We start from the raw sequence: 20,976 nt of genomic DNA, 5'->3' as shown, positions 1-20,976 counted from the left end.
TCCTTACGGGAGCGGTTCGTAGATCGAGGCCGGCAGGTCGTAGCCCCATTGCTTGAAGCGGTCGGAATAGGCCGAACGCACGCCTGTGGCGTTGAAGCGGCCGATGATCTTGCCGTCCGGCGCCACGCCCAGCCGTTCATAGCGGAAGATTTCCTGCATCGAGATCACGTCGCCTTCCATCCCGGTGATTTCCGTGATCGAGGTCATGCGGCGCGAGCCATCCTGCAGGCGGCTGGCCTGCACGATCAGGTTGACGGCCGATGCGATCTGCGCGCGCATCGCCTTCAGCGGCATCTCGATGCCCGACATGGCGACCATGTTTTCAAGGCGGCTCACGGCATCGCGGGCGTTGTTGGCGTGGATCGTGGTCATCGACCCGTCGTGGCCGGTGTTCATCGCCTGCAACATGTCGATCACTTCCTCGCCGCGGGTTTCGCCGACGATGATGCGGTCGGGGCGCATCCGCAGCGCGTTGCGCAGACAGTCGCGCTGCGTCACCGCCCCCTTGCCTTCGACGTTCGGCGGGCGGCTTTCCATGCGGCCGACGTGCTGCTGTTGCAGTTGCAGTTCCGCCGTATCTTCGATGGTCAGGATGCGCTCGTGGTTGTCGATGAACGACGACAGCGCGTTCAGCGTGGTGGTCTTGCCCGAGCCGGTGCCGCCCGACACGATCACGTTCAGCCGCGTGGCCACGGCGGCCTGCAGATAGGCGGCCATTTCCTCGGTAAAGGCGCCGAAACGGACCAAGTCCTCGATCTTCAGCTTGTCCTTCTTGAACTTGCGGATCGACACGAGGCTGCCGTCCACCGCCACCGGCGGCACCATCGCGTTGAAGCGGCTGCCATCGGCCAGGCGGGCGTCGACATAGGGGTTCGATTCGTCGACCCGGCGCCCCACGGCGGACACGATCTTGTCGATGATCCGCAGCAGGTGCTTTTCGTCCTTGAAGGTGATGTCCGACAGCATCAACTTGCCGGCCCGTTCCACGAAAACGCGATGCGGGCCGTTGATGAGGATGTCGTTGACCGTTTCATCCTTCAGCAAGGGCTCGATCGGGCCGAGGCCCATCACCTCGTCGTAAAGTTCCTGGAACAGTTGCGTCCGGTCTTCCTTGTTCAGGACGACGGACATTTCGCCCAGGGCCTCGGTGGCGATGTCGGCGATTTCAGCGCGCAGGTCGGCTTCGGCCGCATGTTCGATGGCCGAAAGGTTCAGGCTTTCCAGCAGGCGCTTGTGCAGTTCGACCTTCAGTTCGCTCAGCCGTTCCTTGCGCTTCTTCTCCTTGTCCTGGGCCACGGCCTGTGCCGGCGGCAAGGCCGTGACCGGGGCCGGTTTCAGCGAAGCAATGGGGCTGCGCTGCGGTGCTGCCGCAGGCGGGGCAACGGCGGCTTGCGCCGAGACGGTCGGGGCAGGGCGGTCGGTGCCGGATTTCTTGTAGCGCGAGAACATGGGCGTCGGACCTTACTTGCGGGCGGTTTCCACGGCCTTGTTCAGGTCGTGGATCTGTTTGGCCAGTTTCTGGATTTCCTTGCGCAGGGGGTTCTTGGCGGCGGTTTCGGCCAGCGGCAGGCCGTGGTCGTTGCTTTGCGTGACCTGGCGGCTACCGTCGGGCAGCATCACCTCGATCTGGATCGACAGGCTTTCGGCCAGCCGCTTGGCGCGGTTCTTGCCTGAAAGGTCGGTAAACCCGGGCGCCCGGTTCAGCGCAAAGCGCAGCTTTTCGTGCGGCAGGCTTTCGGCCTTCAGCGCTCGCACCAGCCGCAGGGCATTCTGCGCGCAGCGCATGTCCAGTTCCAGCAGCGCGAAATACACATGCGCCTGGTTCAGCACCGTTTCGGTCCATTGCACGATGGTCTTGGGCATGTCGACGATGACGTAGTCGAAGTTCGCCCGCGCCATGTCGAGGATGCGGGCAATGTCCTCTGGCCCGACGAAATCGAGCGGCAGCATGTCGGCAGGCGAGGTGAAGACATGCAGCCGGTCGTTGAAGGTCAGCATGGATTGCACGAAGGCATCGCTGTCGATTGCCGCGGTGTCGGACAGGATTTCGAACACCTGGTCCCGCCGCGGCAGGTCAAGGCTGGTGGCGACCGAGCCATACTGGAAGTCGAGGTCGATCAGGCAGACCCGCGGCGCATCGGTCTTGGACAGGGTTGCAAGTTCCCACGCGAGGTTGACGGCAAAGGAGGTGGCGCCCACCCCGCCTGCCAACCCGTGCACCGGCAGGATCACCCCGTCGCGGTCGCCCTTGGGCTTGAAGCTCGGCTGTGCCGGCCCCGGAACATCGCTGTCCGCCACCATCGCAGCCGCCGGCGGCGCCGGGCGCCGCAACCGTTCGATGGCGTCGTGCAGGGCGCCTTCGGGCAAGGGATAGGGCACGAAGTCCTCGGCCCCGAGGCGCAACAGCTGGTGCAGGCCGGCCGGGCTGATCTGGTCGGCCACCAGGATCACCTTGATCCCCTTGTCGTGCGCCGCCTTCACCACCGCGGCAATCTGGCCCAGCGAAGCCTCGTCGTCGCCATCCACCGCGACGGCGACGAATTCCAGTGCCGCCGCCTCGGGCTGGTCGAAAAAGGCCAGGGCATCGCCGAACGAAAGGTCGCCCCAGCTTTCGCCAAGCTCGGCCTCCATGTCTTCGATCAGCAGGTCGAAGTTCTGCACATCGCGCGAGATCGTGCAGGCCACGACGGGCGCCGGTTCCGGTTGCAGTTGGGCCACGCTTGCCATTGCCTCAATCCTCGTTCTCTCCGGCAGCACGCAGCAGGGGGCCGCAGGTGCCCCGATGCCTTGGTCCGCCGCCCGCGACTCGGGCGCCGCGTGCTGCTCTGAATTGTCTTCAAGGTCGCGGCCAATGGTGGCGAGAATTGGGCTAAAAAACCGTAATTGTTCGGTATTTTACATGCAAATCGGCGCAGGCCTGGGGGGCTGCGCCGACGGAAAGTGGCCTAGGGTCGGAAACGGCGGGCTCAGCCGCCGGGCGCTGCGCCGATCTGGGTGCGCACGATCTCGTTGCTCGGGTGCTGGCGCTGGCCTTCCTTGATGTATTCGCGGAAGACCACTTCGGCATATTTCCCGTTCATCACGGTCGGATGGCGCTTCACGAAGCCGCTGACTTCGGTGACCGTGCGGCGGTTCTGGCGTTCCTCGTTGGTGGTCTGGATGATCGGGCGCGTCTTGCCATAGCTGACCATCGCCTCAAGCCGCGAACGGCTGACGCCTTGCGTGCCCAGATAGGCCACGACCGCCTGCGCGCGGCGCAGACCCAGCGCCTTGTTGTAGGCGTCGGACCCCACAAGGTCGGTGTGCCCGAACACGCGGAACCGCACTTCGGGGAACTGGCGGATCCAGTGCGCCTGCCGACGCAGGATTTCCTGCGCCTGGGCATCGAGCACCGCCGAGTTGAAGGCGAAGTTCACCGTGTCGGGCACCTCGCGGGCAAAGCGCCCGCCCAGTTCCATCACGTAATCCTTCAGCCCGGCCTGGATCATCGTGTTGTTCATCGTGGAGTCGCCGAACTGCGCGACATCCAGTTCCGAGCCGATTTCCCGGTCGGAACAGGCGGCCAGCGTCAGCATGGCAAGCCCTGCGACCACGAGGCGAAGCGCGCGTGCCATGTCGGTCACTCCATCACATAGCCGTAGGGGGCGGTGAAATCCTGCCGTGCCACTTCGCCGGCGGCCCCCTTGGGCGCCTTGGCGCCGCTGCCGGTGACCTTGCCGAACAGGAAGAATTCCTTTTCGCTGGGCAGCCGCACGCGGTCGGTCGGCAGGGCCAGTGCCTCGCCGCGCGTGGGCGTGACCAGATGCGGGGTGACGATGATGACCAGTTCGGACTGCGCGCGGTTGTAATCGGCCGACCGGAACAGCGCCCCGAGGATCGGAATGTCGCCCAGCCACGGCACCTGGCCCTTGAGGTTGCGGAAGTCGTCCTGCAGCAGGCCCGCGATGGCAAAGCTTTCGCCGTCGCGCATTTCTACCGTGGTCGAGGTTTCGCGCCGCTTGAAGCCGTTGATGGCAATGCCCGAGGTTTGCACCGCGATCGACGTGTCGATCGAGCTGACGGCCGCGTTGATCGCAAGGTTGATGATGTCGCCGTCCACCACCGTCGGGGTAAAGTTCAGCTCGACCCCGAAGGGCTTGTATTCCACCGAAACGCTGTCGTTGTCGCGCACCGGAATGGGGTATTCGCCGCCGGCCAGGAACTTTGCTTCCTGCCCCGACAGGGCGGTCAGGTTGGGTTCGGCCAGGGTGCGGACCACGCCCTTCGATTCCAGCGCCTCGAGCAGCACCGCAAACTGCATCGACCCGGCCGAAAAGCCCAGCCCCAGCGCACCGGCACTTGCCTGGTCGATGGGGAAGGTGCCGCTGCCGAACACGTTGCCCACCGCGCCCGAGCCGGTGAAATTGCCCGTGCCGCCGACCGCGCCGGTATTGCCGCCAAAGATCGTGCCCCGCGCGGCCAGCGAAGCCGACAGCGACTTGGATACCGACCGCTGCATTTCCGCAAAGCGCACCTTCAGCATCACCTGCTGCGTGCCGCCAACGGACATCAGGTTCGACACCCGCCCCGGCGCATAGCGCGCCGCGAGGTCGAGCGCGCGGTCCAGCTTGCCGATGTAGGACACGGTGCCCGACATGACGATGCCGTCGTTGGCGGTGCGCACCTCGATCTTTTCGTTGGGAAGTATCTGGCGCAGCCGTTCCTTGAACTCGGCGATGTCGGGCGTGACGTGCACATCCACGTTCGAAATCAGCCGCCCGTCGGCCGACAGCAGGGTCAGCGTGGTGCGGCCCGGTGTCTTGCCCAGAACGTAGATCGAGCGGTCCGACAGGGTCGAGATGTCGGCGATGCCCGGATTTGCGATGGACAGTTCGGCAAAGGGGGTGTCGCTTTCGACGACAACGGCCCGGTTCATCGGCACTTGCAACGCCGAAGCCGCCTCTCCGCGCATCACGCGGATGCTTTCGGCCTGGGCCACCGGGGCCACGGCCAAGGCCAGCGCAACGCCAACAAGGCCCGCCCGGCTGATGGTCCTGATATCCATGTGACCTGCCTCTCCGATCACGACTGCCCGCCGGGTCTGCGCCCGGTTGACGGGTCTTATTCGCCCGCATTGTCGTCGACTTTGCCTCAGATGCGGAATCATTGCAAGAATCAAGACATTGCAGGTGCTTCTGAATGCAGTGATCGTCTTGCGCTGGTGCTGTCCGACACAAGCTGTAGCGGCCGATCTGCCTGGCACCTACCAGAAACGCGGAAGAATTACCCGGGCTTGTTGCGGAAATGCCGCAGCAGGTGCAGCCGGATCGCCGACGCAAGGCCCATGTCGGCCGGCCGCGCGGCATCGATCTCGGCGGTCAGCGCCGCCACCGAGCGGCCCTGCTGCTGCGCCAGCTCTTGCAGCGCAGACCAGAATTCATCCTCCAGCGAAACGCTGGTGCGGTGGCCGTGCAGGGTCAGCGAATGCTTGGCAGGGCGATGCGGCATCTTGCGGTCGGGGCCTTTCGGCGTACAGCATGCCCTTGCGGTTTCCGTTCGGCAAGGGCCCGGGACAAGGCAAGAGGCAGATGGCAGGCATCGGACACAACCGCGGGCCAGAGACCGAAGGCGCGGCCTGGCGCGCGCATTGCTGGCGCACGGCGCGCGAACGCCCCCCGCTGCCGGTCGATGTCTGCGCGGTCTGCTGGGCCGCTTGCCCGGCGATGGCGTGGTGCTGGTGCCGTCCGGCGCCCCGTGAAAGGCCGATTGGCTGGCCGCCGGCAAGCTGGCCGGGTTGATCCCGGCCGAGAGGTTCTTTGCCGCCGGGGCCTGACCGGGCCCGTCACTCCCCTTCGGCCAGCAGGGCGCGCAGGCCGCTGCGATAATCGGGGAATTGCAACCGGATGCCCAGGTCGCGCTTGATGCGGTCGTTGCGCACGCGCTTGGACTCGGCATAGAAACTGCGCGCCATCGGGGTCATCTCGGCGGTTTCCCAGGGTTCTTCGGGCGGCGGCGGCAGGCCCAGCAAGGCTGCGGCATGGCTCAGCACGTCTTCCGGCGGTGCCGGGTCGTCATCGCAGACGTTGTAGATGGCGCCGGGGTCGGGGTGGCGGATCGAGGCGGCCAGCACCTGCGCGATATCCGCGACGTGGATGCGCGAAAACACCTGACCGGGTTTGACGATGCGCCGCGCCGTGCCGTTGCGGAGCTTTTCGAACGGCCCCCGGCCGGGCCCGTAGATGCCGGCCAGCCGGAAGATGTGCAAGGGCAGCCCCAGGGCTTGCCAGGCGCGTTCGGCCTCGACCCGCGCGCGGCCACGGGCGGTGGTCGGGGTAAGGGGGGTGGTTTCGTCGACCCAGCCGCCCTGGTGGTCGCCATAGACGCCGGTGGTGGACAGATAGCCGACCCATTCGGGGCGCGCCTCGGCCAGTTCGGCGGCGTGACGCGCCAGCACCGGGTCGCCTGCCGCATCCGGCGCCATCGACTGCAAGACATGGGTCGCCCGGGCCAGCGCAGGGGCCAGGCTTTCGACCGGCCAGGTCAGGGGCTCGACCCCCTGGGCCGCAAAGGCCCGGGCGCGCGCCGGATCGCGGGTGGTGCCGATGACCTGCCAGCCTTGCGGAACCAGCAGTCGCGCAAGCGCTTGGGCGCAGTATCCGTGGCCGAGGGACAGCAGCGTGTTCATGCCAGCGACCCTGCCAAGACCCAGGCGCCGGCGCAAGGGGCTGGATAGTCGGCCACCGTTCGTTCTGCCCTCTCGGCACGAGCGCCCTGACCCATGCCTATGCCATCCGCAGCCCCGAGGAGCGCCCGCGTCTATGCCGACTGGGCTGCAAGCTATGACGCGGGCTTTGCCGCCGAAATGGACTATCGGCTGCCTGCCTATGTGGCGGCCGCGTTTCTGGCCGCAGGCGGGCGCGGGCCGGTGCTGGATGTGGGCGCCGGGACCGGCCTTTGCGCCGAGGCGCTGCGGGCGCAGGGATTTGCCGGCGAGATCGACGGGGTGGATCTGTCGGCGGAAATGCTGGCGCGCGCGCGCGCCAAGGGCCTTTATCGCGCCCTGCATCATGCCGACGTCACGCGCCCTCTACCCTGGACGGGCCGGTATGAAGGCCTGGTCAGCTCGGGCACATTTACCCACGGTCATGTCGGGCCCGAAGCCTTGGGGCCTTTGCTGGCGGTGCTGGCGCCGGGGGCCTTGCTGGCGGTTTCGGTCAATCTTGGGGTCTGGGAGCGTATGGGCTTCGATGCGGCGCTGGCGACGTGGGCGGGGCGGCTGACGCTGCGGCAAACCCTCGACGTGCCGATCTACGGGGCCGCGGCGCAGGCGCTTGACCCGGCCCATGCCGAAGACCGCGCGCGTATCGTGATGGCTGTGGCAGGATAGTGGCGCCCGTCGCCCCCATCGAGTGGGCTCGGGCGCCGCGGGGCCAGCCCCGCACCCCGCCGGAGGGGCGCTGCCCCTCCGGGCTGCCCCGTGCGCCCTGCGTTCAATGGGCCGGGGAAAGGTCGAGGTCGCCGTTGGCCAGCGTTTCGGCCAAAAGGTCGACGGCCTCGGCCAATCGCAGGTCGATTTCGCCCAAGGCTTGCGTCCAGTCGGAAAGGCGGCGCAGATCTTCGGCGCCGTCCGACACGCCGCGCAGGCCGATCAGCGGAATGCCGAAGCGTTGGGCCGCGCGCAGATGGGCGAAGGTTTCCATATCGACCATGTCGGCATCGATCGCGTCGTAGGCCGCGCCCGACACGACATTCGCCCCGGTCGACAAGCGCGCCCGCGGCAGCCCGGGCAGCAGATGGGCAAGATCGACCCGCGCCGGCAGATCGAGAAACGGCGTGCGCCCGGCTTCGAACCCGAGCGGGCTTGCGTCGATATCGCGCCAGGATACCTGAGAAACCTGGAACACCGCGCCTTGCGGCAAGCTGCGCGAGCCGGCCGAGCCGAGCGAGACCACCAGCGCCGGCAACGCCTGCCGCCCCGCCAGCACCGACAGCGCCGCCGTCAACGACACCGCTGCCTCGACCGGGCCCACCCCGGTCATCAACGGGCGGATGCGGGCGCGCAAGGCGGGGCCGTATTCCAGCTCGTGCGCCATCGTGAACAGCACCGGCACACCGCCGATCAGGTCCGGCCCGTTCATGCCCGCAGGCCCAGCCGTTCGATGCCCAGCACCGAAAGCACACGCGCCTCGATCTGGGCAGCATCCATGCCGGCGATGCGATACATCGCCTCGGGGCTGGCCTGGTCGATGAAGATGTCGGGCAGCACCATCGAGCGGTATTTCAGCCCGCGGTCGAACACACCTTCGTCCGCCAGCAGTTGCGCGACATGGCTGCCGAAGCCGCCAACGGCGCCTTCCTCGATGGTGATCAGCGCCTCGTGATGGCGTGCAAGCTGCAGGATCAGGTCGCGGTCGAGCGGCTTGGCAAAGCGCGCGTCGGCCACCGTCGGGGCAAGACCGCGGGCGGTCAGCGCCTCGGCCGCCTTCAACACCTCGGCCAACCGCGTGCCGAACGACAACAGCGCCACCCGCCCCCCATCGCGGACCAGCCGACCCCGGCCGATTTCCAGCGGCACCCCGCGCTCGGGCATCTCGACACCCACGCCGTCGCCGCGCGGAAAACGGAACGCCGAAGGCGCATCATCCAGCGCCGCGGCGGTGGCCACCATATGGACAAGTTCGGCCTCGTCGGCGGCGGCCATCACCACGAAACCCGGCAGGTTGGCAAGGAATGCCACGTCGAAGGCGCCGGCATGGGTGGCGCCGTCGGCCCCCACCAGGCCGGCACGGTCGATGGCAAAGCGCACGGGCAGACGCTGGATCGCCACGTCATGCACCACCTGGTCGTAACCGCGCTGCAGGAAGGTGGAATAGAGCGCGCAGAACGGCCGCATCCCCCCTGCTGCCAGCCCGGCAGCAAAGGTCACCGCGTGTTGTTCGGCGATGCCCACGTCAAAGCAGCGGGCCGGGAACCGTTCGGCGAACAGGTTCAGGCCGGTGCCATCCGGCATCGCTGCGGTAATCGCCACGATCCGCCCATCGGTTTCGGCCTGACGGATCAGGCTTTGCGCAAACACCTTGGTATAGCTTGGCGCGTTCGACGGCGCCTTGACCTGCTCGCCGGTGGCCACGTCGAAGCGCGCGGTCGCATGGCCCTTGTCGCGGGCGCGTTCGGCCGGGGCATAGCCCTTGCCCTTTTTCGTCAGCACATGAATGAGGATCGGCCCCGTCGCCCGCGCCCGCGCCGTGCGCAAGACCGGCAGCAACTGGTCCAGATCGTGCCCGTCGATCGGGCCGACATAGGAAATCCCCAGCGATTCGAACAGCGTGCCGCCCACCGCCATGCCCTTGAGCATGTCCTTGGCACGCTTGGCCCCCTCCTGGAACGGCTCGGGCAGGAACCGGACGGCGCCCTTGGCCACCTCCTTCAGATCCTGGAACGGTGCGCCGGCATAAAGCCGCGACAGATAGGCCGACAGCGCCCCCACCGGCGGGGCAATCGACATTTCGTTGTCATTGAGGATGATGAACAACCGCTTCTTCAGATGGCCGGCGTTGTTCATCGCCTCGAAGGCCATGCCGGCGCTCATCGAACCGTCGCCGATCACCGCGACCGCATCGCCCGGATCGCCCCCGAGGTCGCGCGCCGCTGCAAACCCCAGTGCCGCCGAAATGGAGGTGGACGAATGCGCCGCCCCGAACGGGTCGTAGGGCGACTCGGAGCGCTTGGTAAACCCCGAAAGCCCGCCCTCCTGCCGCAAGGTGCGGATGCGGTCGCGCCGGCCGGTGAGGATCTTGTGCGGATAGCACTGGTGGCCCACGTCCCAGATGATCTTGTCGCGCGGCGCCTCGAACACCGCGTGTAGCGCCACGGTCAGTTCCACCACGCCCAGCCCCGCGCCCAGGTGCCCACCCGTAACGGACACCGCCGAGATCGTCTCGGCCCGCAACTCGTCGGCCAGCTGGCGCAACTCGCGGTCGGCCAGCGCCTTCATGTCGGCCGGCACCGTCACGCGGTCCAGCACCGGGGTCTTCGGCCGCTCACTCATCCCTGCACCTGCTGCACGTGTTTCACCTTGCTGAAAATATCCTCGGGGGGTGAATGGCCCGGCACGGGCCAGAGGGGGCGCGAGCGCCCCCTTCCTCCCTCAACTCTCGCGCGCCAGCACGAAGCGGGCGCAATCGCGCAGCACATCGGCCCGTCCTCCATAGGGGGCCAGCGCCTCCTGGGCTTCGGCCACCAGCGCTTCGGCGCGGGCCCGCGCGCCCTCCAGCCCCAGCAGCGACACGAACGTGGCCTTGCCGGCTACTGCATCCTTGCGCAAGGCCTTGCCGGCCTTGTCCGCATCGCCCGTCACGTCAAGGATGTCGTCCGCGATCTGAAAGGCAAGGCCAAGCGCCGTGGCATAGGCGCGCAGCGGCGCGGGGTCGGCACCGGCCAGCACGGCGCCGGCCTCGGCCGACCAGCGGATCAGCGCGCCGGTCTTGCCCGCTTGCAAGGCGGTAATTTCCTCCAGCGTCAGAGGACGGGGCGCGGTTTCGGCGGCGATGTCCAGTGCCTGACCCAGCACCATGCCTTCGGCCCCCGAAGCCCTGGCCAACGACGCCACCAGCGCCACGCGACGTTCGGCCGGGCCGAGCGCCGGCGCCGCCAGCAACTCGAAGGCCAGCGTCTGCAACGCATCGCCGGCCAGAATCGCCGTCGCCTCGTCCCACTTGACGTGGACGGTGGGTTGGCCGCGGCGCAGCGCGTCGTCATCCATCGCCGGCAGATCGTCGTGCACGAGGCTATAGGCGTGCAGGCATTCCACCGCCGCCGCCGCGTCGATCGTCGCCTCGACCGGCAGGTCGTGCAAGGCGGCGGTTTCCAGCACCAGGAACCCGCGCAACCGTTTGCCGCCGGCAACCGCATAGCGCATCGCGTGCACCACCGGCTGGTCGGGCAGCCCGGCCAGCCGGGCCGCGAGGTGCGCTGCGATGGCCTGCTGCGCCCGGGCCAGCCGGTCGGGGAACATCACAACCCCTCGGCCGGGCTGGTGCCCACCGCGGCGCCGTCGCGGGCGCGGATCAGTTCGATCTTTTCCTCGGCCGCGCGCAGCATCGCGTCGCAATGCGCCTTCAGGGCGGCGCCGCGTTCGTAAAGCGCGATCGATTCCTCCAGCGCGACTGCGCCGGATTCCAGCTTGCGCACGACATCCTCCAGTTCGGCCATTGCGGCCTCGAAGCTCAGGGCGGACAGGTCGGTCATGCGGAATGCTCCATCAACACGCGGACATGCACCGCGACCGAAGCCGCCAGCGCCGAAAGATCATAGCCGCCTTCCAGGCTGGAAACCAAGCGCCCCCCGGCATGTGCCGCGGCAATCTCGCACAGGCGGCGGGTCAGCCAGGCGAAATCGTCCTCGCGCCAGCGCAGGTTGGCCAGCGGGTCGGCGGCGTGGGCATCAAAGCCGGCGGAGACCAGGATCAGCTCCGGCTCGAACTCCTCCAGCTCTGGCCAGACCTGGGTGTCGTAGGCCGCGCGCATCGCGGCGCCGTCGGAATTGGGGGGCAGGGTAACGTTCAGCACATTGCCGTGCGCGCCGGTTTCCGAAGGGCGCCCCGTGCCGGGATAAAGCGGCCACTGGTGCGACGAGACGAACAGGACGCGCGGATCGTTCCAGACGACATCCTGGGTGCCGTTGCCGTGGTGCACGTCGAAATCCACGATGGCCACCCGGTCGAGCCCATGCACCTCCAGCGCGCGCAAGGCGGCGATGGCCACGTTGGAAAACAGGCAGAACCCCATCGCGCGGGCCCGTTCCGCATGGTGCCCCGGCGGGCGGGCGGCGGCAAAGGCGTTGCGCACTTCGCCTGCCATCACGGCATCCACCGCGGCACAAACCCCGCCGGCGGCCCGCAAGGCCGCATCCAGCGACCCGGGCGACAGGAAGGTATCGCCGTCCATCGGGTTGAAGCCGGTCAGCGGAACGCTGGCAACGACCGCGTCCAGATGGCTTTGCGGATGCGCGCGCAGGATGTCGGCGGCTTCGGCCGGCGGCGCCTCGCGCCGCAGCAGGGCCGCAAAATCGGGCGCCTCGAGCGCCTGCCAGACCGCCCGCATCCGGTCCACCTGTTCGGGGTGGCCGGGCGGGGTCAGGTGCCGCAGGCTGTCGGCATGCGAGTAGAACGCGGTGGCCATCAGGCCCGGATGTTCCGGGCCGAGGCCTTGATTGCCGCGTATTGCCCCGCCGGACGGAAGCGCCACAGGTATTCGGGCAGCACCGCCTCCATCGCCGTGGGCTCGATGCCCAGGTCGGCCAGCGTGCGCGCGCCTTCGGAAACCACATTGTCGCGCCCGAGGTTGCGCAACTGGTCGCGCGTCAGCACGCGGTTCTCGATCAGGCCCAGCGTGACCGTCTGCACCATGTCCAGCGCAAAGGCCACCGGCGCCATCAGCGCGCGCGGCACCCCGAGGATGATGCGCTTGCGCTGGATCACCCGCAGCATGCGCTGCATCAGGCCGCGGAAGGTGTCGACCTCGGGCCCGCCCAGTTCGTAGATGCCGGGTGCGGCTTGCCCCGTGGCGCCCAGCACGGCGGCCTTGGCCACGTCCTCGACATGCACGGGCTGAAAGCGGGTGTCGGCCCCCACCAGCGGCAGCACGGGCGCCATGCGCGCCATGCCGGCGAAACGGTTGAAGAACTGGTCTTCGGGCCCGAAGATGATCGACGGCCGCAGGATCACCGCATCGGGAAAGGCGGCCAGCACAGCGGCTTCGCCTTCGGCTTTGGTGCGGGCATAGTCGGAGTCCGATCCTGCATCGGCCCCGATCGCCGACACATGCACCAGATGCGCCACCCCTGCTGCCGCCGCCGCGCGGGCAATGCGGCCCGCACCTTCGGCCTGCACGGCATCGAATCCGTTGCGGCCGACAGCGTTGAGGATGCCGACGCAGTTCACCACGGCATCTGCGCCCTCCAGCGCCGCGCGCACCGAGGCATCGTCACGAATGTTGCACAGCACCGGCTCGACCTGCCCGGGGGTGCCGTAGGGGCGCACGAACAACGCCTCGTTCGGACGGCGCACGGCAACCCGGACGCGCCAGCCGGCCTGCGCCATCCGGCGCGCCACGTAGCGCCCGACAAAGCCCGACCCGCCATAGATGGTGACTAGTCTGGACATGCGGCTCCCTTTCCTGCGGATACGCGCTGTTATCTAGCGCCTGTGCGGCGGCGCGACAAGGCGCGACCGCTGCGGCAGAGCGGTCCCGGCCCAGGGCAGGGTGCCGCAAATCGGGCCCCGACACAAAAAGACCAAAAATCCCGCGCGGGGGCTGTTGACACTCCCTGACGGCGCCGATACATCACCGCTCACCAACCCGGGCCCAGATGGCGGAATTGGTAGACGCGCTGGTTTCAGGTACCAGTGCCGCAAGGCGTGGAGGTTCGAGTCCTCTTCTGGGCACCAATTCTTGAAAAAGACCCGCAACCGTAACCGGTTGCGGGTCTTTTCCTTTGTGCCGGGCAGAGGGGGGCTGCATGGCGCCGGGCGGCCGGCCGGTGCGCAGGGTCTGCGCCGGCCTGCGCGTGGCGCTCAGCCCCCGGTGTGGCTCATGTGGCGCGAAACCTGCCCGACAACCCGCTGGCGCGAATAGTCGAAATCGTGCCCCTTGGGCTTGCGCGCGATGGCATCGCGGATCGCGGCAACCAGCACGGCATCATCGGCCGAAGCCCGCAAGGGCGCGCGCAGATCGGCCATGTCTTCCTGGCCAAGGCACATGTACAGTTCGCCGGTGCAGGTCAGCCGCACGCGATTGCAGCTTTCGCAGAAATTATGGGTCAGCGGGGTAATGAAACCGATCTTCTGGCCGGTTTCCTCCAGCCGGACATAGCGTGCCGGGCCGCCGGTGCGCTCGGCCAGGTCGGTGACCGTGAATCGCTGTGCATAGCGCGCGCGCACATCGCTGAGCGGCCAGTACTGGTCGAGCCGCGCTTCCTCGCCCATGTCGCCCATCGGCATCACCTCGATCCAGGTCAGGTCGTGGCCCTGCTGCGCGCACCATTCGGTCAGGCTGAACTGTTCGTCCTCGTTGAACCCCTTCAGCGCCACGGCGTTGATCTTGACCCGCAGCCCGACTTCCTGTGCGGCGGCGATTCCGTCCAGCACCTGCGGCAGGCGGCCCCAGCGGGTGATGGCGGCGAACCTGGCATCGTCCAGCGTGTCGAGCGAGACGTTGACCCGGCGCACGCCGCAATCGGCCAGCTCTGCGGCATACTTGCGCAGCTGGCTGCCATTGGTGGTCAGCGTCAGCTCCTTCAGCGCGCCCGAGGCCAGATGCCGCGACATCGAGCGAAAGAACGCCATGATTCCCTTGCGCACCAGCGGCTCGCCCCCGGTGATGCGCAGCTTTTCCACCCCGAGCCCGACGAAGGCGGAACACAGGCGGTCCAGCTCCTCCAGCGTCAGCAGATCTGCCTTGGGCAGAAACGTCATGTGCTCTGCCATGCAGTAGGTGCAACGAAAGTCGCAACGGTCGGTCACCGAAACCCGAAGGTAGGTGATGGGGCGCGCGAAGGGGTCGATCAGCGGTGCGGTCATGCCGGCAAGTTAGACCTGCGTGCGCGGCACGACAACCCCGCCTGTTGCCGTTGCCAGACGCTGCCTTGCGGCCTATCGTCAGGGGCATGAAACATCTGTTCCTGTCTTGCCTGGCGATCCTTTTCGCCCTGTCGGCCTGCGACCGTCAGCGCCTCGAAGCCACCGCCCAACCCTGGGCCGAGACAACCGCGGTTGCCACGGCGCCGCAGGCCCGGCCCGGCGCCGTGGCGGGCCGGCTGGCACCGCAAGGCACGCGCAGCGCGGCTGCCTTCGACCGCACCACACCTGCCGAACGCGCGGCGGCGGTGGCGGCTCCGGTCAGCGGCGGCAAGCTGGGCGAATTGGTGGTGTCGCTGGGCAACCCGGCCGAACAGGGATTCTGGCTGCGGTCGGCCCTGGTAACGGCGCCGCGGCCCGGATCGGTTCGGCTGGCCTCGGGCCAGTCGGTGCAGGTGGAGCTGCGCCCTCTGGCCGGGGGTGGCCCCCAGCTTTCGCTGGCGGCTTACCGCGCGCTCGGCCTGGGGTTGACCGACTTGCCCAAGGTGGCGGTCTATGGCGGTTGACCCGATGCTGCGGGCCGAACAGGCGCGCCGCAGGGTGCTGCGCCCGGGAAGGGACTGGGCTGCGTTGCGCACGGGGTTTGCGGCCGATGCCGCAGGCCATGCCGCGCGCATGGGGCCGATCTGGCACAGCTGCTGCGACAGTTGGGCGGCCGTCCTGCCCGACCGGGTGGCGGTGCAGGACCACGGGTCCGGGCGCGACTGGACCTATCGCCAGCTCAAGGACGCCTCCGACCGGCTGGCCAGTGCGCTGGCTGCGGCCGGGGTGGGGCGCGGCGACCGGGTGGCGGTGTTTCTGCCGCAGGGGGCGCTGGTCGTGGTGGCGCATTTCGCCATTCTGAAACTCAGCGCCATCGTCCTGCCGCTGTTTACCCTGTTCGGCGCCGAGGCGCTGTCCTATCGCCTGGCCGACAGCGGCGCCCGTGCCGCCATCACCGATACCGACAACCTGCCCAAGCTGACCGCGCTGCGGGCCGATCTGCCGGAGCTGCGCGCGGTATTCGCCCAGGGTGGTGGGGCAGGGGCGCACGACCTGATGGCCGCGATTGCCGCCCACCCGCCGCTGGGCACACCCGCAGCGGTGGGGCCCGAAGACCCTGCGGTGATGATCTACACCTCGGGCACCACCGGCGCCCCCAAGGGGGCCTTGCATGCGCATCGTTTCCTGCTGGGGCACCTGCCTTCGATGGAAATCACCCACGAAGGCTTTCCCTTGCCCGGCGATTGCGGCTGGACCCCGGCGGACTGGGCCTGGATCGGCGGGTTGATGGATATGGCAATCCCTTGCCTTTACTACGGGGTGCCGCTGGTGGCGCATCGGATGGCGCGCTTCGACCCCGCCGAGGCCTGGGCGCTGATCCGCGACCGGGGCATCCGCAACGCCTTTCTGCCGCCGACCGCGCTGAAGCTGATGCGACAGGCGCCGGTGCCGGATGGCGTCGCCTTGCGGTCGGTGTCGTCGGGGGGCGAATCACTGGGCGCCGACCTGCTGGCCTGGGGCCGGCAGGCGCTGGGTTGCCCGATCAACGAGCTTTACGGCCAGACCGAGTGCAACCTGATGCTGACGCAGGCGGCCGGGTTCATGCCGGTCAAGCCCGGCACGATGGGCAAGGCGCTGCCCGGCTTCGAGGTGGCGGTGCTGCGGCCGGATGGCGCTGTCGCCGCGGCAGACGAAGTCGGCGAGATCGCGGTGCGGCGCGGTGCGCCCTCGATGTTCCTGGGCTACTGGAACCAGCCCGAAAAGACCGCGGCAAAGTTCCAGGGCGACTGGATGCGCACGGGCGATCTGGCCACCTGCGATGCCGACGGGTATTTCACCTATGTCGCGCGCGATGACGACATCATCACCTCCTCGGGCTACCGGATCGGGCCGACCGAGATCGAGAATTGCCTGACCGGCGACCCCGATGTGGTCATGGCCGCGGTGGTGGGTGTGCCCGACCCGATTCGCACCGAAATCGTTGTGGCGCATGTAGTCTTGCGCGAAGGTGCCGTCTGGTCCGACGCGCTGTCTGCCCGGTTGGTGGAGCGGGTGCGCAGCCGCGTCAGCCCGCACGTCGCGCCGCGCCGCATCGTGGCGCGCGCGTCCCTGCCGATGACGGCAACGGGCAAGATCATCCGCCGCGCCTTGCGCGACGAAGGCTTGCCGGACTGAAAAAGGCGCCCCGCAGGGCGCCTTTTGCCTATTGGTCGAGGAAACTGCGCAGCTTGCGGCTGCGGCTGGGGTGTTTCAGCTTGCGCAGCGCCTTGGCCTCGATCTGGCGGATGCGTTCGCGGGTGACGCTGAACTGCTGGCCCACCTCCTCGAGCGTGTGGTCGGTGTTCATCCCGATGCCGAAGCGCATGCGCAGCACCCGTTCCTCGCGCGGGGTGAGCGAGGCGAGGACGCGGGTCGTGGTTTCCTTCAGGTTCTCCTGAATGGCCGAATCGAGCGGCAGGATCGCATTCTTGTCCTCGATGAAATCGCCAAGCTGGCTGTCCTCCTCGTCCCCGATGGGGGTTTCGAGGCTGATCGGTTCCTTGGCGATCTTCATCACCTTGCGGACCTTCTCCAGCGGCATCTGCAGCTTTTCGGCCAGCTCCTCGGGCGTGGGTTCCCGGCCGATCTCGTGCAGCATCTGGCGCCCCGTCCGCACCAGCTTGTTGATCGTCTCGATCATGTGGACCGGAATGCGGATGGTGCGGGCCTGGTCGGCGATGGACCGGGTGATGGCCTGCCGGATCCACCAGGTCGCGTAGGTCGAGAACTTGTAGCCACGGCGGTATTCGAACTTGTCCACCGCCTTCATCAGGCCGATGTTGCCTTCCTGGATCAGGTCCAGGAATTGCAACCCGCGGTTGGTGTATTTCTTGGCGATGGAAATCACGAGGCGCAGGTTGGCCTCGACCATTTCCTTCTTGGCCTGACGGGCCTCCTTTTCGCCCTTCTGCACCTGGTTCACGATCCGGCGGAATTCGCTGATGTCCACGCCGACATACTGGCCGACCTGGGCCATTTCGTTCCGCAGCTCCTCCACCTGCGGGCGGAATTTTTCGACCAGCGTCTGCCAGCCGCGCCCCGATTTGCGGGCCATCCGGTCCATCCAGCCAGGGTCCAGCTCGTAGCCCTGGTATTCCTGGATGAACTCCTGCCGGTTGATGCGCGCCTGGTCGGCCAGCTTCACCATGCCCGAATTGATCGACATGATCTTGCGGTTGATGCCGTAAAGCTGGTCGATCAGCGCCTCGATCCGGTTGTTGTGCAGGTGCAGCTCGTTCACCAGCGTCACGATCTCGGACCGCAGCTTCTGATAGGCGGCTTCGTCGGCGGCCGAATAGCGGTTCTTCTCCGACAGTGTCGCCGACATGCGCTGGTTCTGCATTTCTGCCAGCTTGACGTAATCGCGCGCAATGATCGCCAGCGTGTCCAGCACCTTGGGCTTAAGCGCGGCTTCCATTGCCGCCAGCGACATGTTCGAGGCGTCGTCATCGTCGTCGTCTTCTTCGACGCGCGACAGCGGGTTGCCATCGGCATCGAGCTCCGGCTCCGTCCCGGCGGACCGGCGCGGCGCCGCGGTGTTGACCTCTATCCCCTCCAGGTCAGGGCCGTCCATGGCGTCGTCGCCATCGACCGATCGGCCGAAGGTCGCTTCGAGGTCGATCACGTCGCGCAGCAGGATGTCTTCGTTCAGCAGTTCGTCACGCCAGATGGTGATGGCCTGAAAGGTCAGCGGGCTTTCGCACAGGCCCGCAATCATGGTGTTGCGCCCGGCCTCGATCCGCTTGGCGATGGCGATTTCGCCTTCGCGCGACAAGAGCTCTACCGAGCCCATCTCGCGCAGATACATCCGCACCGGATCGTCGGTGCGGTCGAGCGTTTCGGATTGCACGCCGGCCAGCGCCACCTCGCGCGAGCCCGCCCCGGTTTCCACCAGCTCGCCGCCTGCGGCGTCGCCTTCGTCGGCCTCCTCGCCTTCGACGACGTTGATACCCATTTCGGACAGCATCGACATCACGTCCTCGATCTGCTCGGATCCGACCTGTTCGGGCGGCAGAACGGCATTCAGCTGGTCGATGGTGATGTAGCCACGTTCGCGCGCGTCGGCGATCATCTTGCGCACGGCAGCCTGGCTCATGTCCAGGCTGTGGTCGGCATCCTGTTCGGCCGGCTTGACGTCGTCGGTGTCCTTCATCGCCCTGGATGCTCCTGCAGAACGGGGCCGAATCACCCCAGTAAGTTTCGAATCAATAGCGCGAATCGCGGCGGGGAAAAGCCTCGGACGCGCTTGTCGGCAAGGATGAGAGCACTTGTGCCGGTTTCAACGGCTGCGCCCCCCCCGGGTAAAGTCGATGGCGCCGAAGACGCGCGCCGAATAGTCCAGATCATCGCGTGCCAGTTCGACCCCGTTTTCCGCGACCACGCTTTCGGGTTTGGTCTCCTGCGCGGACCCGAGCGGGCGGTTGACGGCTTCGGCGGCCTTGGACACCCTCCATGTCAGCCCTTCATCGGCGCTTCCCTCGATTTCCCGTTCCCCGTCGGCAATTTCCCGGCGCGCGGCACGGCGGGCTTCCAGCTTGGCGAATTCCTCGGCCAGGCACAGTCGCGCCAGATCCGCATCTGCCGGCTTGCGCGACGCCGGACACAGCCGGACATGGGGGTCGTTGCGGAGCAAGTCAAGCGCCTCGCCGGCCAGCGCCTGCACCTGTGCGGCCGGTTCGGGGGTGTGCGCCGCGCGCAGCAATGCCGCACGCACCGCGGCGTGGGCGGGCGACTGGCATTCCAGCCTTTGCAGCGGGGCATCGAATTCGTCGATCAGCGCCGGGTGCAGCGCCAGCACCGCCAGAACCACCGCCTCGCGCAGCGTGTCCTCGACCGGGGCGCCCGAAACCGCCAGCAACGAGGCGCGCGCGCTCGGGCTCGGGGGCTGGGTCGCGGCGCGCAGCTTGCCGGCCGCGCCGCGCGCCGTCGGCACAAAGCCGCGCGGCGCCCGAACGCCGGTGCCGAACAGCCCTTCGCGCAGGGATTTCAGCTCGGTGCCGTAATGCGTGCGGATCGTGGGGTCGGCGATGCGTGCCAGAACTGCCCGCAAACGCTTGTCCAGCGCTGCGCGACGTTCCGGGCTGTCAAACACCTGACCTTCGGTTTCGCGCTGCCACAGCAGGCGCACCATCGGCTGTGCGCCATCCAGCACGCGCTGGAACCCGCCCGGGCCCTCGGCCTTGATGAGGTCGTCCGGGTCCATCCCGCCGGGAAGCACGGCAAAGCGCAGGCCCTTGCCGGCCTCCAGCAAGGGCAAGGCCAGGTCGATGACGCGCAAGGCGGCGCGGATGCCGGCGGCGTCGCCGTCCAGCGCAATCACCGGCTCGTCGTGCATGCGCCACAGCATCTGCAACTGCTCGGCCGTCACCGCCGTGCCCAGGGGCGCCACCGCGCCGGTGAACCCGGCCTCGGACAGGGCGATCACGTCCATGTAGCCTTCGGCCACGATCAGCCTCTGGCCCTTGCCCGCGGCTTCGCGCGCCGGGCCGTGGTTGAACAGGCTGCGCCCCTTGTCGAACAGCGCGGTTTCGGGGCCGTTCAGGTATTTGGCCCGCGCGTTCGGGTCCAGCGCGCGGCCCCCCAGCGAAATCGCGCGCCCCCGCGCATCGCGGATGGGAAAGATCACCCGCCCGCGGAAACGGTCATAGGGGGCGCCGCCATCGTCCGGCCGGATCGCCAGCCCCGCCTCGACCAGCAGGTCGGCGCCGATTCCCTTGGCCCCCAGCGCCTGCACCAGGCCCGCGCGCGCCTCGGGCGCCCAACCGATGTGCCAGCGGTCCTGTGCAGCTTCGGCCAACCGGCGCCGTGCCAGGTAATCGCGTGCCAGCGCCCCGGCCGATCCGCGCAGCATCAGCCGATAGTGCTGCACCGCCGCCTCCATCACCTCGGCCAGCTTCGTGCGCCGGTCGGCGACCTGAACCGCGGCCGGATCGCGCGCGGGCATCGGCATGGCCGCTTCGCGCGCCAGGATCTCCACCGCCTCCATGAAGCCGACGTTCTCGGTTTCCTTCACGAAGGAAATCGCATCGCCCTTGGCGTGACAGCCGAAGCAGTAATAGTAGCCCTTGCGGTCATCCACATGGAAAGAGGCACTTTTTTCCTGATGGAAGGGGCAGGGCGCCCACATGTCGCCCTTGCCCTGGTTCGATTTGCGCATATCCCAGACGACCTTGCGCCCAACCACCTGGGCCAGCGAAAGGCGGTTGCGCAACTCGTCGAGGAATCCGGGCGGCAGGCTCATGCAACCGATATAGGCCGGGGGACAGCGATTCGCACCCCTGCTGCACGCAGGTCGCGGATTCGGGTGGCCCGGAGGGGCCGAAGGCCCTTCCGGCGGCGTG

18 protein-coding genes and 1 tRNA gene are annotated in these 20,976 nt (G+C 67.8%); 4 read left to right on the top strand and 15 right to left on the bottom strand.

What is annotated here, in order from left to right:
• Positions 1–3: 3 nt before the first annotated feature.
• The 6 genes from ACK4S2_RS11625 to ACK4S2_RS11600 all read right to left on the bottom strand — a co-directional run bounded on the left by ACK4S2_RS11625 (position 4) and on the right by ACK4S2_RS11600 (position 6,664).
• Complete coding sequence (locus tag ACK4S2_RS11625) at positions 4–1,449, bottom strand: CpaF family protein (RefSeq protein WP_409624295.1); 1,446 nt, start codon at positions 1,447–1,449, stop codon at positions 4–6.
• 12 nt (positions 1,450–1,461) lie between these two features.
• Complete coding sequence (locus tag ACK4S2_RS11620; protein ID WP_409624293.1) at positions 1,462–2,727, bottom strand: CpaE family protein; 1,266 nt, start codon at positions 2,725–2,727, stop codon at positions 1,462–1,464.
• Between the two features lie 239 nt (positions 2,728–2,966).
• Positions 2,967–3,614 (bottom strand): OmpA family protein, encoded by a 648-nt coding sequence (locus tag ACK4S2_RS11615; protein WP_409624290.1) that lies wholly within the window; start codon positions 3,612–3,614, stop codon positions 2,967–2,969.
• 5 nt (positions 3,615–3,619) lie between these two features.
• The gene (locus ACK4S2_RS11610) at positions 3,620–5,044 is read right to left on the bottom strand and encodes a type II and III secretion system protein family protein (RefSeq protein ID WP_409624287.1); all 1,425 of its coding nucleotides are present in this window, start codon (positions 5,042–5,044) and stop codon (positions 3,620–3,622) included.
• A gap of 218 nt (positions 5,045–5,262) precedes the next feature.
• A complete protein-coding gene (locus ACK4S2_RS11605) occupies positions 5,263–5,487 on the bottom strand; it encodes a ribbon-helix-helix domain-containing protein (RefSeq protein ID WP_409624285.1) in 225 nt (74 codons plus the stop codon).
• 334 nt (positions 5,488–5,821) lie between these two features.
• Positions 5,822–6,664: an SDR family oxidoreductase gene (locus ACK4S2_RS11600; RefSeq protein ID WP_409624282.1), complete on the bottom strand. Its 843-nt coding sequence runs from the start codon at positions 6,662–6,664 to the stop codon at positions 5,822–5,824.
• 93 nt (positions 6,665–6,757) lie between these two features.
• Between ACK4S2_RS11600 and ACK4S2_RS11595 the strand changes: the two genes are divergently transcribed.
• Positions 6,758–7,366 (top strand): class I SAM-dependent DNA methyltransferase, encoded by a 609-nt coding sequence (locus tag ACK4S2_RS11595; RefSeq protein WP_409624279.1) that lies wholly within the window; start codon positions 6,758–6,760, stop codon positions 7,364–7,366.
• 103 nt (positions 7,367–7,469) lie between these two features.
• On the opposite strand, the gene ACK4S2_RS11590 is transcribed toward ACK4S2_RS11595, so the two are convergent.
• The 6 genes from ACK4S2_RS11590 to ACK4S2_RS11565 form a co-directional block, all read right to left on the bottom strand.
• Positions 7,470–8,117, bottom strand: a complete 648-nt coding sequence (locus ACK4S2_RS11590; RefSeq protein ID WP_409624276.1) for a 5'-methylthioadenosine/S-adenosylhomocysteine nucleosidase — start codon at positions 8,115–8,117, stop codon at positions 7,470–7,472.
• A complete protein-coding gene (dxs, locus tag ACK4S2_RS11585; RefSeq protein WP_409624273.1) occupies positions 8,114–10,027 on the bottom strand; it encodes a 1-deoxy-D-xylulose-5-phosphate synthase in 1,914 nt (637 codons plus the stop codon). Before dxs ends, ACK4S2_RS11590 begins: the two co-directional genes overlap by 4 nt.
• A 99-nt stretch (positions 10,028–10,126) precedes the next feature.
• On the bottom strand, positions 10,127–10,993 hold the full coding sequence (locus tag ACK4S2_RS11580) for a polyprenyl synthetase family protein (protein ID WP_409624271.1): 867 nt from the start codon (positions 10,991–10,993) through the stop codon (positions 10,127–10,129).
• Complete coding sequence (locus ACK4S2_RS11575; RefSeq protein WP_409624268.1) at positions 10,993–11,226, bottom strand: exodeoxyribonuclease VII small subunit; 234 nt, start codon at positions 11,224–11,226, stop codon at positions 10,993–10,995. Before ACK4S2_RS11575 ends, ACK4S2_RS11580 begins: the two co-directional genes overlap by 1 nt.
• Entirely contained in the window at positions 11,223–12,158 is a 936-nt protein-coding gene (locus ACK4S2_RS11570) for a histone deacetylase family protein (protein ID WP_409624266.1), read from the bottom strand. Before ACK4S2_RS11570 ends, ACK4S2_RS11575 begins: the two co-directional genes overlap by 4 nt.
• A complete protein-coding gene (locus ACK4S2_RS11565; protein WP_409624263.1) occupies positions 12,158–13,141 on the bottom strand; it encodes a complex I NDUFA9 subunit family protein in 984 nt (327 codons plus the stop codon). The genes ACK4S2_RS11570 and ACK4S2_RS11565 overlap by 1 nt, the downstream gene beginning before the upstream one ends.
• A gap of 200 nt (positions 13,142–13,341) precedes the next feature.
• Here ACK4S2_RS11565 and ACK4S2_RS11560 point away from each other — a divergent pair.
• Positions 13,342–13,426 (top strand) — tRNA-Leu (locus tag ACK4S2_RS11560).
• Positions 13,427–13,552: 126 nt separating this feature from the next.
• Here the strand turns inward: ACK4S2_RS11560 and moaA are convergent.
• Positions 13,553–14,557 carry a GTP 3',8-cyclase MoaA gene (moaA, locus tag ACK4S2_RS11555; protein ID WP_409624260.1) on the bottom strand — a complete coding sequence of 335 codons (1,005 nt, stop codon included), beginning with the start codon at positions 14,555–14,557 and terminating at the stop codon, positions 13,553–13,555.
• Positions 14,558–14,643: 86 nt separating this feature from the next.
• Here moaA and ACK4S2_RS11550 point away from each other — a divergent pair, with 86 nt between their 5' ends.
• A complete protein-coding gene (locus ACK4S2_RS11550) occupies positions 14,644–15,120 on the top strand; it encodes a hypothetical protein (RefSeq protein ID WP_409624257.1) in 477 nt (158 codons plus the stop codon).
• Positions 15,110–16,771: an AMP-binding protein gene (locus ACK4S2_RS11545; RefSeq protein WP_409624254.1), complete on the top strand. Its 1,662-nt coding sequence runs from the start codon at positions 15,110–15,112 to the stop codon at positions 16,769–16,771. Before ACK4S2_RS11550 ends, ACK4S2_RS11545 begins: the two co-directional genes overlap by 11 nt.
• Positions 16,772–16,799: 28 nt before the next feature.
• On the opposite strand, the gene rpoD is transcribed toward ACK4S2_RS11545, so the two are convergent.
• Both rpoD and dnaG read right to left on the bottom strand, forming a co-directional pair.
• Entirely contained in the window at positions 16,800–18,788 is a 1,989-nt protein-coding gene (gene rpoD, locus ACK4S2_RS11540) for an RNA polymerase sigma factor RpoD (RefSeq protein WP_409624251.1), read from the bottom strand.
• 126 nt (positions 18,789–18,914) lie between these two features.
• Positions 18,915–20,876 carry a DNA primase gene (gene dnaG, locus ACK4S2_RS11535; protein ID WP_409624248.1) on the bottom strand — a complete coding sequence of 654 codons (1,962 nt, stop codon included), beginning with the start codon at positions 20,874–20,876 and terminating at the stop codon, positions 18,915–18,917.
• Between the last annotated feature and the right edge of the window lie 100 nt (positions 20,877–20,976).

The organism is Gemmobacter sp. (assembly GCF_046292685.1).
Classification (GTDB): Bacteria; Pseudomonadota; Alphaproteobacteria; order Rhodobacterales; family Rhodobacteraceae; genus Wagnerdoeblera.
This window is presented reverse-complemented; position numbering and strand designations above follow the sequence as displayed.